Annotated in this window: 13 protein-coding genes; 4 read left to right on the top strand and 9 right to left on the bottom strand. The window is 30.5% G+C overall.

The window, feature by feature from the left end:
• Positions 1-264 precede the first annotated feature (264 nt).
• A complete protein-coding gene (locus tag AAC008_RS07285) occupies positions 265-717 on the top strand; it encodes a KTSC domain-containing protein (protein WP_339888381.1) in 453 nt (150 codons plus the stop codon).
• 130 nt (positions 718-847) lie between these two features.
• Positions 848-1330, top strand: coding sequence for a DUF1761 domain-containing protein (locus AAC008_RS07280; RefSeq protein WP_339888379.1), 483 nt, complete (start codon positions 848-850; stop codon positions 1328-1330).
• A 58-nt stretch (positions 1331-1388) separates the two neighbouring features.
• Here AAC008_RS07280 and AAC008_RS07275 read toward each other — a convergent pair whose 3' ends face one another.
• A complete protein-coding gene (locus tag AAC008_RS07275; RefSeq protein WP_339888378.1) occupies positions 1389-2279 on the bottom strand; it encodes a Two component regulator three Y domain protein in 891 nt (296 codons plus the stop codon).
• A 228-nt stretch (positions 2280-2507) separates the two neighbouring features.
• Between AAC008_RS07275 and AAC008_RS07270 the strand changes: the two genes are divergently transcribed.
• Entirely contained in the window at positions 2508-3662 is a 1155-nt protein-coding gene (locus AAC008_RS07270) for an 8-amino-7-oxononanoate synthase (protein ID WP_339888376.1), read from the top strand.
• 230 nt (positions 3663-3892) lie between these two features.
• Here the strand turns inward: AAC008_RS07270 and AAC008_RS07265 are convergent, their stop codons facing one another.
• A complete protein-coding gene (locus tag AAC008_RS07265) occupies positions 3893-5800 on the bottom strand; it encodes an ABC-F family ATP-binding cassette domain-containing protein (RefSeq protein ID WP_339888375.1) in 1908 nt (635 codons plus the stop codon).
• Between the two features lie 67 nt (positions 5801-5867).
• Between AAC008_RS07265 and AAC008_RS07260 the strand changes: the two genes are divergently transcribed.
• Positions 5868-6263, top strand: a complete 396-nt coding sequence (locus AAC008_RS07260) for a DUF983 domain-containing protein (protein WP_339888374.1) — start codon at positions 5868-5870, stop codon at positions 6261-6263.
• Here AAC008_RS07260 and AAC008_RS07255 read toward each other — a convergent pair.
• The 7 genes from AAC008_RS07255 to topA all read right to left on the bottom strand — a co-directional run bounded on the left by AAC008_RS07255 (position 6256) and on the right by topA (position 15824).
• The gene (locus AAC008_RS07255) at positions 6256-7311 is read right to left on the bottom strand and encodes an FAD-dependent oxidoreductase (protein WP_339888373.1); all 1056 of its coding nucleotides are present in this window, start codon (positions 7309-7311) and stop codon (positions 6256-6258) included. The genes AAC008_RS07260 and AAC008_RS07255 overlap by 8 nt on opposite strands.
• 70 nt (positions 7312-7381) lie before the next feature.
• Positions 7382-8290 carry a gliding motility protein GldN gene (gene gldN / locus AAC008_RS07250; RefSeq protein ID WP_339888372.1) on the bottom strand — a complete coding sequence of 303 codons (909 nt, stop codon included), beginning with the start codon at positions 8288-8290 and terminating at the stop codon, positions 7382-7384.
• 43 nt (positions 8291-8333) lie between these two features.
• Complete coding sequence (gldM, locus tag AAC008_RS07245) at positions 8334-9878, bottom strand: gliding motility protein GldM (protein WP_339888371.1); 1545 nt, start codon at positions 9876-9878, stop codon at positions 8334-8336.
• A 57-nt stretch (positions 9879-9935) separates the two neighbouring features.
• Positions 9936-10583: a gliding motility protein GldL gene (gene gldL, locus AAC008_RS07240; protein ID WP_339888370.1), complete on the bottom strand. Its 648-nt coding sequence runs from the start codon at positions 10581-10583 to the stop codon at positions 9936-9938.
• Between the two features lie 70 nt (positions 10584-10653).
• Entirely contained in the window at positions 10654-12012 is a 1359-nt protein-coding gene (gene gldK, locus AAC008_RS07235) for a gliding motility lipoprotein GldK (protein ID WP_339888368.1), read from the bottom strand.
• Between the two features lie 152 nt (positions 12013-12164).
• Complete coding sequence (locus AAC008_RS07230) at positions 12165-13313, bottom strand: formimidoylglutamase (protein ID WP_339888367.1); 1149 nt, start codon at positions 13311-13313, stop codon at positions 12165-12167.
• A gap of 3 nt (positions 13314-13316) precedes the next feature.
• Positions 13317-15824: a type I DNA topoisomerase gene (gene topA / locus AAC008_RS07225; RefSeq protein ID WP_339888366.1), complete on the bottom strand. Its 2508-nt coding sequence runs from the start codon at positions 15822-15824 to the stop codon at positions 13317-13319.
• Between the last annotated feature and the right edge of the window lie 14 nt (positions 15825-15838).

The following is a 15838-nucleotide window of genomic DNA, read 5'->3' as shown; positions in this document are numbered from 1 at the left end:
TCGTCGGGCTCATAACCCGAAGGTCACAGGTTCGAGTCCTGTTCCCGCTACTAAGAAACTCCAATTTTTCAATTGGGGTTTTTTTTATACCATATTTATTATACAAAAGATCAAACCCTTTGTTTCTGATGTTATTCCAAGATATAAAATCTAAATTTTATATTTTTTTGTAAAAATTAAAAAATATTAGACTACATTTGCACCCAATTTGAATAAAAACCTGAAAGTCATCAAATTAAACATGACTTTTTATATTGCTTTACTATGAATACTAAAAAAATTGCTGAGTACAGAAAGTTATTAAACGTAGACAAGACCGTAACTCTTAAAGAGTTAAAGACTATCTACAGAAACAACATGAAGGAAGACCATCCTGATACTATTGCAGATGCAGATGAGAGATTAATTGCTGAAGAAAAAAGTAAAAACGTTATTGAAGCGTATCACTTTTTAGTTAGTATTGCTCCAGAAACGCAAGAAAAAGTAAAAGATGCTTATGAAGCAACCATAAAAAACTTCAATATTGGAGATTTTTATATGGACAAAACTGTTTTATACATTCAATTTCTTGATGGTTCAAAATTTGAATACTTTGGTGTTCCAAGAAATACTTATGTAAAAATGGTTAATGCAGAATCACCAAGTCGTTTTGCAAGAAGACATGTTTATACAAACTTTTTATACAGAAGTTCTAGCAAATTAGTTGCTGCAGAGTAACTATCCACCATATATACTTTAAAACCATCATATTTCAATGATGGTTTTTTTATGCCTAAATTTTAACAATTGTTTATCTAATTGTTTAATTTTCTATCTTTGATACACTAACCTATAAACTATATTAATTATGGAAATGAATTACTTAGCTATTTTAGCAGCTGCATTATCGAGTTTTGTTGTGGGATTTATTTGGTATAATCCAAAAGTATTTGGAACTATATGGATGAATGAAATTGGCATGACAGATGAAAAAGCTAAACAAGGAAATATGTTAAAAATATTTGGCCTTACTTTTATTTTTGCCTTTATTTTTGCCTTTATGATGCAAGTGTTGACAATACATCAATTTGGAGCCTTAGGCATGATAGGTGGGGATAACACAAAAGCCTTACCATCTTACAATGCATTCATGACAGATTATGCTGATGCCTTTAGAACATTTAAACACGGTGCATTTCATGGTCTAATATCAGGGTTATTTCTGGCTTTACCAATAGTCGCAACAAACGCACTATTTGAACAAAAATCTTGGAAATATGTTTTTGTAACTGCTGGTTATTGGGTTGTTGTAATGACTGTAATGGGAGCTATCATATGCGGATGGAAATAATTAAATAAAAAAAGGGAAGTATTAAAAATACTTCCCTTTTTTAAAACCAATTAAATAACTACTCTTTTATTGATAAAGAAACAGGATTTCCTTTAATATTATTATTTGAAACTATTATAGTTGCATTTTTTTGACCTATAAGCACTTTTTCTTTTGTATTATTTTTATACATCTGTAACTTAAATTTATCTAAACTAACTAAAGCTTCATCTGAAAAATTTACAAAACTATTTAATGAAAGATTTAAAGCTTTTAAATTAGTTAGTTTTTCTAATGACGGAATAGTTCCTTCCAATTTATTATCAAATAAACTTAAGTTTTCAAGACTACTTAAATTAGCTATATTATTATCTAGCTCTCCATCGAAAAAATTACTATTTAAATGTAATTCTTTTAAGTTTTTTAAATCATACAGGCCTAATGGTAAACTTCCTTCAAAGTTATTATTAAACAATGACAAAACTTCAAGATTAACAAGATTACCTATATTATTAGGTAAGTTTCCTGAAAACTGATTCATAAAAAGCTCAAGGCTTACTAAACTTGAAGCTAGACTTATACTTTCAGGCAAATGTCCTTTATACATGTTAAAGGAAATATTTATATGTTTAATTGTTGGTATTTTAAATAATTCCGCAGGAAAATCACCTTTTAATTTATTTTTTAAAACATTAAAGTTTACTAAAAATTTTAAATCCTGTATAGAACTTGGAATAAAACCATCTAGATTATTAGCTATTAACTCCAAACCAACAATTTTATCGTTTACAACTGTTACACCATACCAAGATTCAACCGGCTTATTAAAGTCCCATTTTGTATGCCAATTATCACCGTTAGTTGCTGTATATAAATCTAATAAAGCATTTTTTTCATTTCTTGAAATCGTTGCAAATACTGATGATGAAATCAGTAATAAAATTAGCACTTGTAGTTTAAGGTTTTTCATAATCTATAAATTTGGGATATTTATAGTGCTAATGTAACAGACTTAACATCAACAAAAAAAGAATATTACAAGAAAAGCACAAAAACCATAAAGATATGCGGTAAAACCGTAATTTTTAGTGATTAATTATCAGTAATTACGGTAAAACCGTAAATAATTATCAGTTATCTACATAAGTTTAATAAAAATTCCTTAAAAAAAATTCTGAAAGAAAAGGTTGTTTTATATTTGAAAAAAAGAAAAGCTATTAAAACATTTAAAATATATAATTCAGCAAACAACCTTCCTACTGAATGGGATTTAATTGCACAAAATAATATTTTTTTATCTACATCCTATTTGTTGGTTTTAGAAAAATCTGCTCCAACAAATATGCAATGTAATTTCATTGGAATCTTTAAAAATGAGGAACTTGTAGGAATTAGTTTGACGCAATTTTTAAATTTAAACTTGTTAGAATCTTTTGGTGAAAGAGATAATTGTATAAAAACTTCTGTTCGAAATTTTGTCTTTAAAAACTATTGTTCACATGTTTTATTTGTTGGAAATAACATGCTTACTGGACAAAATGCTTTTGCTAAATCAGATGACATTTCAACAATTGAAATCATGGAAGTTTTAGAATTAGCCGTTGAAAATTTAAAAATTCAGTTTAAACAACAAAAAACCAAAATTCATTTAACCGTTTTTAAAGATTTTGACACTAAAACTTCTGTTGAGATAAATTCTGTTTTAAAAGACTATTACAAGTTTACTACGCAGCCTAATATGTTATTCTCTATACCAAAAGATTGGAAAACGGAACAAGATTACATAAACGCTTTAAGCAAGAAATACAGAGACCAATATAAAAGAGCAAGAAAGAAAATAGTTGATGTTGAAAAGCGAAAATTATCTTGTGAAGAGATTAAAAAATACGAGAGTACAATTAATGAATTGTATCATCATGTAGCTAAAAACGCTCCTTTTAATACTTTTTTTTTAGCCAATAATCACTTTTGTGAGTTTAAAAAAACGCTTGATGATAACTTTTTATTCTATGGTTACTTTTTGAATGACAAAATGATTGGCTTTAACACGTTGATCAAAAATGGCAAAGCCATGGATACTTATTTTTTAGGCTATGATGATACAATTCAGCGTGAAAAAATGCTGTATCTGAATATGCTATATGACATGAATGCTTACTCCATTAAAAAAGAGTTTAAAGAAATTGTATTTGCTAGAACAGCTTTAGAAATCAAAAGTTCGGTTGGCGCAAAACCAGAAGAAATGTTTGGTTTTTTGAAACATTCCAATCCTTTAATTGACAAAGGAATTAGTAAATTGTTTTGTTATTTAGAACCAAAAACAGAATGGAAAGAAAGAAATCCGTTTAAGTAAAAATTTAATTTTTTATTGAGTTGATTCAGATTCTGAATCAAGTTCAGAATGACAAAGTTTAACGATTATTTTCTTTATAACTAATACCCTAGCCCAGATAGTAATGAAAAGCAAAACGGCTGAAAACGACAATTTTGTATAAAAAAAAGAGCGACTAAAAAGAAGCTCCTTTTTTTTATAAACAAAATGTTGTTTTTGGTTGTTTTCTTGTAATGAATAGCTGGATAAAGCTACATATTATCAATCTCTGCTTGCACATTTTCCCAATCTTCTAACAACTTATCTAATTCTTTCTTTTTCTTTTCGTAAGCCATGAAAAAAGCAGCGTTTTCAATTAGCTTATTATAATTAGAAGCCAATTCTTTATCGTCTTTTTGAATATTAATTTCTAACTCTTTTATTTGACTTTCAATTTTACTAAGACGATTTTGAAGAGATTTACCTTTCTTTTGATCTTCGTAAGAAACTTTATTATTGGTTTTTGGCTCTTCTTTTTTGGCTACATCTTTTTTCTCGACTTCACGCATATTTTCCATGTTGCGTTGTTCTAAGAAATAATTAATATCACCCAAATATTCTTTTATTTTTTGATCTTTGAATTCATAAACCAAATTAGACATTCCTTGCAAGAAATCTCTATCGTGAGAAACCAAAAGTAACGTTCCTTCAAATTTTTGTAAGGCTGCTTTTAAAACGTTTTTAGATTTGATATCTAAGTGATTTGTTGGCTCATCCATTACCAAAACATTGATAGGTTGCAACAATAATTTACACAAAGCCAAACGATTACGTTCACCACCAGAAAGCACTTTTACTTTCTTTTCCACATCATCTCCACCAAATAAAAACGAACCTAACATATCACGAACTTTCGCGCGATTGGTATCGGTTGCAGCGTCTTCCATTGTTCTTAACAACGTAATTTCGCCATCTAAATATTCTGCTTGATTTTGAGCAAAATAACCTAGTTGTACATTATGTCCTAATTTAATTGATCCTTCATATTTGAATTCGTTAACAATTGCTTTAATGAAAGTCGATTTTCCTTGACCATTTTGACCCACGAAAGCGATTTTACTTCCACGTTCCACTAATAATGAAATGTCTTTTAGAATTGTTTTATCACCATAAGCTTTTGTGACTTTATCTGCTTCGATAACAACTCTTCCGGGAACTTGTGAAACAGGAAAAGAGATATTCATAACAGAATTGTCGTCTTCATCAACTTCTATTCTTTCTACTTTATCTAATTTTTTGATAAGCGATTGTGCCATTGATGCTTTAGAAGCTTTGGCTCTAAATTTTTCAATTAACTTTTCTGTTTCCTCAATCTTTTTAGATTGATTTTTTTGAGTAGCTAATTGTTTTTCACGTATTTCGTGACGTAATTCAAGATATTGTGAATAAGGCTTATTAAAATCGTATGCTTTTCCTAAAGAAATTTCTATTGTTCTATTTGTGACATTATCTAAGAACATTTTATCATGCGAAACGATAACTACAACTCCTGCAAAATTTCTTAAAAAACCTTCTAACCAAATAATACTTTCAATATCCAAGTGATTGGTTGGCTCATCTAAAAGCAGAATATCGTTTGTTTGAAGTAACAATTTAGCTAATTCAATACGCATTCTCCATCCACCAGAAAAAGTAGACGTAAGGTTATTGAAATCTTCACGTTTGAAACCTAAACCTAAAAGGATTTTTTCAGTATTTCCAACATAATTATATCCACCTAAAATTTCATAAAGGTGTGTTAGATCGCTTAATTCTTCAATTAATTCAGAATAACCTTGACTTTCATAATCTGTTCTAGTCAATAATTGATGATTGATTTCATCTATACGAAACTCAGTTTTTTTAATTTCCTCAAAAGCCTGATAAGCTTCTTCTAGAACTGTTCTTCCTTCTTCAAAATCAATATCTTGACGAAGAAAACCCATTTTTACTTCTTTTTCGGTTGCAATTACACCTGAATCTGGTTTAAAATCACCTGCCAAAATTTTCAACATGGTTGATTTTCCTGCACCATTTTTTCCAACAAGTCCTACTCTATCTCCTGCACCTAATCTAAAAGTGACTTCTTCAAATAAAAATGTTCCACCAAAGGAAACCGATAAATTGTGTATGTTTAGCATTATATTTTGTTACAATTGTTACAAAGATAATTCCTTCTTATCGTATCTTTGAATAAAATTTTTGCAAATGTTAAAAAAAGGATCCAAACTAAATAGTATTTTAACAGGAAGTTGTCCAAAATGTTCTGAAGAAAGTATGTATTTGGATAAAAACCCATTTAATTTAATGAATATTTACAAAATGCACGAAAGATGTAGCCATTGTAATTTAAAGTACAGCTTAGAGCCTTCTTTTTTTTATGGAGCGATGTATGTTAGTTATGGTTTAGGTGTTGCTTTTTCAGTTGCTGCTTTTATACTATCTTATGTGTTTTTTAGCAGTACAATTATGACAGCATTTATTGCAATTGTAGTAACATTAGTTGTGTTAATGCCTATAAATATGCGATTAGCAAGAAATATATGGATTAACATGTTTATTTCTTATGATAAGGATTGGAAGGAAAACAAAAAGGCTAAATAATATTCATTTTTTTATAGATTCTTTGAATATTTATTTCGTTTTCTAAAGGAATATTACCCTCAATATTTTTGAATAATTGGGTTGACAAATATGGTGCAAGCATTACTCCTCTTGTGCCTAAGCCATTCAAAACATGAACATTTTTATATTTGTGATGAGAACCTACTAAAGGCCTTCTATCTTTAACGGTTGGCCTAACACCTGCAAAATGTTTAATAATTTCAAAATCACAAGTAATTAAATCTTTTAGATTTTCAACTAATTCTTTTTTTCCTTCTTCAGTTGGATTGTTAGTTTTGTCTTTCCAGTCGTAAGTTGCTCCTACTTTATATAAATCATTTCCGATTGGAAGAATAAAGATATTTGATTTCACCACAAGATCTAACTGTAGATTAAGGGCTTTAATGATAAGTAATTCTCCTTTTGTTCCGTCTAAAGGTAAATTATTAAAAAATGGATTAGAATGCAGTCCAAAGCCTTCTGCAAAGATGATATGTTTTGCTTTACTATTTTTGTATTCAATATAGCCTTCTTCAATCTTGATTTTATCATATTCAAATCTTTCTGAAGAGTATAGATTTAAGCTTAATAAATAGTCAGAATAATTTTTAATTAGAGTAGCAATATCTAGATAACCAGTTTCTAATACTTCTCCAAAACCGAAAGAAGATTCTATATTCGTTAGTTTTTCAGTTATTAAATTAGATGACAAGAAACCAGATAAATTAGGTTTATCTGCAGCTTGAAACCAGTTGTTTTGTTCTTCGACAGATGCTAATCTTCTATAGATTGGAATTTTATAATCAAATGTAAAACTTAGTTTTTCTTCAATAGATTTGTAAAAAGGAAAAGCTATTTCTAATTGTTCCTTAGCTTTCCAGACTTCACTAAATCTTTTTAACACTACAGGATTATATAATCCACCTGCGATTTTTGAAGATGGCTGCGAATTATCATCAAAAACATAAACAGATTTATTATTTTGAATTGCAATTTCTGCAAAACAAATTCCAGCTAAACCATTTCCTACTATTATAAAATCTATCATGGTGTAAAAGTAAAAAACTCTTACCAAATAAATGGTAAGAGTTTTTATATAATTTAAAGTTTAATCGAATTTAGTAACTCCACATATCTTGTTCGAAGTTTCTAATTTTTTCTTTTATTCTTTCTGATTCTAATAATTGCATTTGAGCATTTTCTTTCATGTACTCGCTAATTTTTCTATCTCCTTGTACATTTTCTTCTTGATAAATAGTAGCACTAAATCTACGTGCATTTAACAAATGATCAAATGAGATTGGAGCAGAAGAGTTAACACCATTAAAAGCATAATTTTCGTGTAATACTTCTCTTACTGAAGGGAAAAATACCCAGAATAAATCGATATAATCTTTTTCTTCTTGTCCCATAGTATAAACATCTGGGATAATTGGGCAAATACCTAACATACGGTACTTTAATTCTCCTTGTCTTTTGTCAAAGTACCATCTTCCAACTACTCTGTATCCATCAACATCAATAGCTTTAAGCTCAGTTACATTTATAAATTGTTTATCTATCTCTCTTGATCCAGATTTATACGCTTCATAATCTTCATTCATTTGATCAATACCACCTGGGGTTGTATCAATTTTAACTAATGAAGCCTCAATGTCTTTTAAAGATTTCTTTGTTGTAAAATAACTAGAGTCATAAACTTCAGAAATTTTTCCAGCACGAATTCCGGCAACTAAAACGCTATATAATGATTTTCTGTTATCACCTAAAGATTCGTCAATAGGATAATACATAGGGAAATTTACTCTTTCATCAAGATCAATTATTTCCCATACTGTTTTTCCAAACAATACATCTCTATCATCTACATATCCATAAGGTAAAGGTTTATCATTGTCAGAATTCATTTGTGCCTCTGATTTTTTACCAATCTGGTCTGGAGTTTTAGCATTTAATAGGTTTGACTGAGCCGAAACTGTAATCGTACCAAATGTTATTAATGCTAAAAATAAATTTTTGTAATTCATTATATAAAATATTAGTTTTTAATAAAACTCAAATATTGTAAAATTATTGTATTTCGTAAGTACAAGCAGAAGCAGGTTTAACACCTAAGTTAATTCCAACAAAATTACCTTTAATATTATTGATTACAATAACATCACCACGCTTAGCTTTTTTAATAGCTGATCTTGCTCTACTATCCATTCTGTTTCCACTAACTTTTATAGTCGGTTCACCAGGAACTTTGATTGTAAATTCAGTTACATTAACCGAAACTGGAAAATCAAAATCTTCAAGAACTGCAGTAATTGAAACAGACTCTAAATTTGAAGTAGAACCCATTGCTGCAGTTTCACCTCTAACTTTACCAGTTGGACTAGGTAAATTTTTGATTCTGAAAACTTTCGCATCAGAAACAGGTTTTCCATCAGGTAATTTACCTGTTGCAGTAATTTTTACCTCTGTACCACTACCTGGTCTCATAACATATTTTCCTGCTCCACCTGCTGAAGATAATCCAGAACCAGATGCAGAAACTTTATCAGCTGAAATACCAGCAAAAGTAACAGTAATAGGGTTATCAACTCCTCTATATACAACGTTCATTTTATCAGCAGAAATAGTAGCTGAATTTGGACGTGGCACAACAACATAGTTTCCTTTAATAGGTAAGCTAATAACTTTACCGTTTTCATCAAAATTAAATGAACCTGTCATAGTTTTTTCACCAACATTTCCAGCTCCAAAAGAGAAAGATGCTTGACCAGATTCTGCTTTTAAGTTAGCCCCATTAAGGACAACTGACTTAGCTTTTAAAGATGGATCAAATTTCCCTAATATAACTTTCCCTGTCACAGCTTCACCTTGAAAATAAGCTGTTTTATCTAAAACAACAATTGGTTGATAAGCTGTTAAAGAAGCAGCAGCAATTAAGTCAGATTGAAACATACCTGCCATGATATCATTTTCAGTAGTTTTAATATCAGCTTGTAATTGAGAGAATTTAGTAATACTTGCAATAAGTGGAAATCCTTTATAGTTATAATCTAACCAAGAAAGAGTTGTACCAGCTTTTTCAGATTTAACTGGATTTGTAGCAAATCTTTCTTCAATTTTTTTCATTTCAGCAGCAGCAATAGCACTTCCACCAATTTGTTTTAATTGAGTAACGTAGTTGCTAATTTTATCTAAAAATTCTTGACCTTTAGCTGAAACCTTGTCTCCTTTAAAGAAAAGATCGTTTAAGTCATCACCTTTGTCCATTTCTTCGAAAGGTAAATCACCATTTTCTTTTCTTTCATATTTCTTAGTAAGATCTGTTTTTAATCCTTCTAAATACGAAGAAAAGTCTGCAGATAACTTTCTGATTTTTTCAACTTTTACTTTTTTCTCACCAAACTGCCCTGGTTGGTCAACTGCTTTTTGAGCAAGTTGAGCGAAAGAAGCTGAATTTCTCTGATCAGAAATTGAATTTGATTCTACAATTTTGTTATTTAAAATTCCGAAAGCCGATAATACTTCTTTTGACATATTTAATGCCAACATTGCGATGAAAACCAAGTACATTAGGTTAATCATCTTCTGTCTAGGGGTTAATTTTCCTCCTGCCATTTTGTGTTGTGTTAATTAGTTTTAATTAATAAATTTTTATTTAATAGATAAAACCAATTATCCTCTATTGCTCATTGCTGTTAACATTCCACCATAAACTGAGTTTAAAGATGCGATGTTAGAAGTCATACTTTGCATTTGATCTTTTAATTTAGATGCATTTTCAGCAATCTCTTTATTAGCTTCAGCATTTCTGTTTGCGCTTTCTAGTTGTAATTTATACAAACTATTTAAAGACTCTAACTGAGAAGCTGCCATTGACATTTCTTCGCTATATTTCTTTTGTGATGCAATAGAATCAACCGTTGGTGCTATATTTTTTGCTGCTCCTTCAAAATTTTTGATACTGTTAGATAAACTTGACATTAAATCTCCATCAATTTTAGCTTCTTTTAACATTGTATCTAATTTTTGAGACAATAAACCTTGAGCTTCAGCTGGATTTTCTTGTTTTACTTTTTTACCAGAAGTTTCTCCACCTGCTAATTCAGGATAAACTAGAGACCAATCCAATTCGTTATCTACAGGTTCAAATGCTGATAATGCAAAAATAATAGCTTCAGTTACAAGACCAATAGTTAACATTACGTTTCCTGTTAAAGGTCCTATTTCAAAGTGAATAATTTTGAATAAAGCTCCAACAATTACTACTGCTGCTCCCATACCGTAAGCAAAGTTCATCATTTTTTTACTTAAAATTGCCATAATAAATTTTTTAGTTAGTTAAGTTTTTTTGTTAATTTAGTTTAGTTTAATATATAGTTTGATAATATTCTTATTGACCAGTAGTCTGAGTACCCATGTAATCTTGTACTGTTCTGAAACCTATGTAACTTCTTGCAGAATCTGCATATTCGAAGTCACGAGTTGCATTTTGTAAATTATAAGCAACATCTTTCCAAGAACCACCACGAATAACTTTACGTTGGTTTTTTCTATCTGGAACGTTTGGATTCATAGTTGAAACAAATTCATAAGCACCTGGATCATATGATGTCTCAGTCCATTCAGAAACATTTCCAGCCATGTTATATAGGTTAAAGTTATTAGCCTCCATTGATTTAGCTTCTACAGTGTACAATGCACCATCAGCTGCATAATCACCACGATTTGGTTTAAAGTTAGCCAAAAAACATCCTCTATCACTATGAGCATAAGGTCCTCCCCATGGAAAAGTTGCAGATTCTATACCTCCACGAGCAGCATATTCCCACTCAGCTTCAATTGGCAATCTGAATTGATTTATTAAATCTCTACCTTTCTTTTGTTTGATATAAGAATTCTTTTTTAGAGTTCTCCATGCACAAAATGCTTTTGCTTGTTTCCAAGTAACACCTACTACAGGGTAATCACTGTAAGCTTGGTGCCAAAAATAATCATTATGCATAGGCTCATTGTAAGAATAAGCAAAATCTTTAATCCAAACAGTAGTGTCAGGATAAATTTCAACCGGCTCTGTTTTCTTAACAAATCCTTTTCTTCCTTTTTGTTTTACAGCCTCATTTAAGTCAACTTCTGTATATCTAAATTTTAATTTAGCAACATCAATTGTTCTTAAACCATTATAAGATTCAGCAGCTGGCAAATACATTGAATCCATTACCTCAACATAATACTCATCTGGGTATTTTTGTGGATCTAGAAACAATTTAGCTTTTTTGTTTAACTTTCTACCCGCAAACGGATCATCGTCAGTACCAATACTATAATAATTCTCATACATGTATTTGTCGTATGGCGACATATTTGCCGGATCAGCATCATTAAAAGCGAACTCACCAATACCACCACTACCAGGTGTTTGACCCATCTCGTCTGCTAATATTGCTAATCTTGTTCTAATTGTTGAATCCTTTACCCATTCGATAAATTGACGGTATTCTGAGTTTGTAATCTCAGTTTCATCCATATAAAAAGAACGAACAGTTACAGTTTTAGTAGGTGCGTCTTGCATGTTGGCAGGGTCATCATCGGATTTACCCATGATAAACGCTCCACCAGGAACAAGTGTCATACCATATGGCTTTTCAGGATGCCATTTTTTTCCTTTAACTCCTACAAGTTCTCCTTTGTCACTTCCTCCACAACTTGCAAGGATTGAAACAAACAACGAAAATATTATGAACTTCTTCATATTAAATTTGGGTTAAAATTTTTAATTTTTTCAGGGCGTAAACCTATTTATTTTATTTGACAAAAGCAATACTTTATTAAAAAAATCACAAAATTTCTTTAAACTGTATCATTTTACTGTCATAAAACGCAACTATTATTTATTTATTGTGCTTAAATACTGTTTTTTCTTTGAGCTTTCCACCATCTATTAGGAATCTCTTGTTGTGTTGCTAGAATATAATCCTCATTTGAACACGGCAACAACGTATTTCTCTTTAACTTATTACTCGAATTTGTAAACGGAATCTCTATCCACCACCTTTCAGAATAATTACTTTTATAGAACACTAATTCTTCATCTTCTATAGGAACAATGTATTTAATAAAATTTTCTCTTGTCCCAATTGGATACTCTTTAGACCTATAATGATATCCTTCTATAAAATACCATATTACTTGGGAAATTAAAACAGACTCTTCTTTTGAATTATTATGATTAAATACACCAAAAGACGAAACCTTATCACTAATCCCAGAATATCTGGCTAATATACATATTTCTTTTCCATTAAAACCATTTGGAACAAAAGGTTTTTTATTTCCTGAAGCACTAGATTTAACAGATCTCATATCTATACTAACAATATCGGCATCCCTAAACACTGGCTCTGCGATAGTTGTATTATGTGAAACCTCACCTAACCTGTAGGCGTCAAAATATAATTTTTCGATTAAATCTATCTCTTCTTGCGAATTATAATAGGTTTGATAACCAATATTGCAATAATTAAATAAATTATTAGGCTCATCAACTATCATTTTTGACAAATAAGAATCTGCTAACTCTGAATTTTGACCGTTTTCAAAATCAAATTTACCATCGACAGCAACAAGGTTTACCATTTGATCAAGATTATCGTATGCTCTATACATTGCGTAAGATATATCTTGACTCCCTCCTATTATTATTGGTATGATTCGTTTTTTTATTAATTCAGCACAAACAGTTTTTACAACATAATATGTATCTTCAATTGTACTTCCTGCAATAATATCACCTAAATCATAAATATTGGTATTCCAATTTCCAGGAAATAAATTATAAAACTGTAATCTTATTTCATCTAAGTCTTCTAAAGTGTTTACAGAATTCAAACCTCTATTATCCAAAACACCTATGATAGCAATTGTATCTTCCTCCAAAACAGGAGTTTCTTGATGGTTATGAAGAATAACTTTCTTACCCAATGCCTGATTAGACACTCTATGAATGTCTATAACCAAATCATCTGATAAAGGTTGTAAAAAATCAAACATCATATATTATTTCTTTTTTGCAGTAGTTTTTTTAGCAGGTGCTTTCTTTTTAGCCGGAGCTTTTTTCTTTGCAGGTGCTTTCTTTTCAATAATATCTTTAACTTCTTCCAAAGTCATAGCAGCTGCATCAATATCCTTGCTTAATTCGATTTTGACTTTACCTTTCAAGATAACACTTCTACCCCATCTTGCTTTTTCAACACGAATTCCTTCTTCTTTCCAATCGTGAATTACCTTATCTATTTCTTTTTGAACCTTATCTTTAATCAATTCATTCATGTCTGATTGCGATAAATTATCAAAATTGTATTTCTTATTTACGTTAATAAACAATCCATTCCATTTGATAAAAGGACCAAAACGACCAACACCTTTTTGAATTGGTAAAGAATCATAAGTTCCAACTGGAGCATCAGCTTCTTCTTTTTCAGCAATTAATTCTTTAGCTCTATCAAATGTTACATCTAACGGATCTTCTCCTTTTGGCAAGGATACAAACATTTTACCAAAACGAACATAAGGTCCAAAACGACCGTTATTAACTTCTACTTCTTCATCTTTATAGGTTCCTAAATTTTTAGGCAATAAAAATAATTTTAAAGCATCTTCTAAATTTATAGTTCCGATATTTTGATCTGGACTTAAACTTGCGAATTGCTTTTCTTCATCTTCCGCATCACCAATTTGAGCCATTGGTCCAAATTTTCCTAAACGTACAGAAATTGGTTTTCCTGTTTTCGGATCAGTTCCTAAAATTCTTTCTCCACTTTCTCTATCCGCATTTTCTTCTACATCAACAACATTTGGATGGAATTTTGAATAAAACTCATTCATCATGTTGGTCCAATCGATATTTCCTTCAGCAATTTCATCAAAATCCTGCTCCACTTTTGCTGTAAAATTGTAATCTAATATCGCTGAGAAATTTTTAACCAAAAAATCATTTACAATGGTACCAATATCAGTTGGAACCATTTTCCCTTTGTCTGAACCCGTAGTTTCTGTAAGCACTTTTGATTTAACTTCGTTACTTAACAAAGTAAATTGCGTATATTTTCTTTCTGCTCCTTCTGAACTTCCTTTTTCAACATAGTTTCTATTGATAATAGTTGAAATGGTTGGTGCATATGTAGAAGGACGACCAATTCCTAATTCTTCTAACTTCTTAACCAACGACGCTTCTGTATATCTTGCAGGTGGACGAGAAAAACGTTCTGTAGCTTGAATATAAGAATTTGTAAGTTTTTCATTTACCTTCATTGCAGGAAGTAATCCTTCTTGCTCTTCGTCATCATCGTCATTTCCTTCTAAATAAACTTTTAGAAATCCTTCAAATTTTATAACTTCTCCACTTGCAGTAAATGTTTCATTATGGTTATTAGCTTCAATTTTTACGTTTGTACGTTCTAATTGCGCATCACTCATTTGTGAAGCTAAGGTTCTTTTCCAAATTAAATCGTACAATCTAGCTTGATCTCTTTCTACATTTACAGTATGTTGTGACATATCTGTTGGACGAATGGCCTCGTGAGCTTCTTGTGCTCCTTTACTTTTATTATTAAAACTTCTTGGTTTGCTAAATTCTTTACCGTAAGAACGTGTAATTTCGTCTTCTGCTGCTTTCATAGCATCTTGCGAAAGATTAACACTATCAGTTCTCATATAAGTAATTAAACCGGCTTCATATAAACGTTGAGCAATTTGCATTGTGATTCCAACTGGTAAATATAATTTACGAGCAGCTTCTTGTTGCAAAGTCGAAGTTGTGAAGGGCGCAGCTGGAGTTTTCTTTGTTGGTTTAGTTTCTAAATCAGCAACTTTGAAATTTGTACCAATATTTTTCTTTAAAAAATCTTCCGCTTCTTGTTTTGTATTGAAGTTTTTAGGCAATTTAGCTTTAAAACTTTTTCCTTTTTCAGTATTGAATTCTGCAGTTATACTATAAGTTCCAACTGAATTAAATTCCTGCACTTCTCTTTCACGCTCTACAATTAATCGAACAGAGACAGATTGTACACGACCAGCAGATAAACCTCCTTTTACTTTTTTCCAAAGTACAGGTGAAAGTTCATAACCAACTAATCTATCTAAAACCCTACGTGCTTGTTGTGCGTTTACTAAATTATAATTAATATCTCTTGGATTATCAATTGCTTTTAAAATAGCTGATTTGGTAATTTCGTGAAAAACTATACGTTTTGTTTTGCTTTTATCTAGTTTTAATTCTTCTGACAAATGCCAAGAAATAGCTTCTCCTTCTCGGTCTTCATCGGAAGCCAGCCAAACCATGTCGGCATTTTTAGCAAGTGTTTTTAGTTTACTTACAAGCGCTTTTTTATCAGAAGAAACTTCATACTTTGGTTTAAAACCATTTTCTACATCAACACCTATTTCCTTTGAAGGCAAGTCGGCAATATGGCCATAACTTGATTCGACTTGAAAATCTTTTCCTAGAAATTTCTCGATTGTTTTTGCCTTTGCAGGTGACTCAACGATTACTAAATTCTTTGCCATTCTGATTTTTTTAT

The sequence above is a fragment of the uncultured Flavobacterium sp. genome, assembly GCF_963975515.1.
Lineage (GTDB): Bacteria > Bacteroidota > Bacteroidia > Flavobacteriales > Flavobacteriaceae > Flavobacterium.
Note: the sequence above shows the minus strand (reverse complement) of the source record. Positions and strands in the feature narration are given on the sequence as shown.

Bases quoted from the DNA above. Each gene is read 5' to 3' on its own strand.
- AAC008_RS07280 (WP_339888379.1), top strand. From the start codon at position 848: ATGGAAATGAATTACTTAGCTATTTTAGCAGCTGCATTATCGAGTTTT.
- gldM (WP_339888371.1), bottom strand. From the start codon at position 9,878: ATGGCAGGAGGAAAATTAACCCCTAGACAGAAGATGATTAACCTAATG.
- gldK (WP_339888368.1), bottom strand. From the start codon at position 12,012: ATGAAGAAGTTCATAATATTTTCGTTGTTTGTTTCAATCCTTGCAAGT.
- AAC008_RS07265 (WP_339888375.1), bottom strand. From the start codon at position 5,800: ATGCTAAACATACACAATTTATCGGTTTCCTTTGGTGGAACATTTTTA.
- AAC008_RS07260 (WP_339888374.1), top strand. From the start codon at position 5,868: ATGTTAAAAAAAGGATCCAAACTAAATAGTATTTTAACAGGAAGTTGT.
- topA (WP_339888366.1), bottom strand. From the start codon at position 15,824: ATGGCAAAGAATTTAGTAATCGTTGAGTCACCTGCAAAGGCAAAAACA.
- AAC008_RS07255 (WP_339888373.1), bottom strand. From the start codon at position 7,311: ATGATAGATTTTATAATAGTAGGAAATGGTTTAGCTGGAATTTGTTTT.
- gldL (WP_339888370.1), bottom strand. From the start codon at position 10,583: ATGGCAATTTTAAGTAAAAAAATGATGAACTTTGCTTACGGTATGGGA.
- gldN (WP_339888372.1), bottom strand. From the start codon at position 8,290: ATGAATTACAAAAATTTATTTTTAGCATTAATAACATTTGGTACGATT.
- AAC008_RS07275 (WP_339888378.1), bottom strand. From the start codon at position 2,279: ATGAAAAACCTTAAACTACAAGTGCTAATTTTATTACTGATTTCATCA.
- AAC008_RS07285 (WP_339888381.1), top strand. From the start codon at position 265: ATGAATACTAAAAAAATTGCTGAGTACAGAAAGTTATTAAACGTAGAC.
- AAC008_RS07230 (WP_339888367.1), bottom strand. From the start codon at position 13,313: ATGATGTTTGATTTTTTACAACCTTTATCAGATGATTTGGTTATAGAC.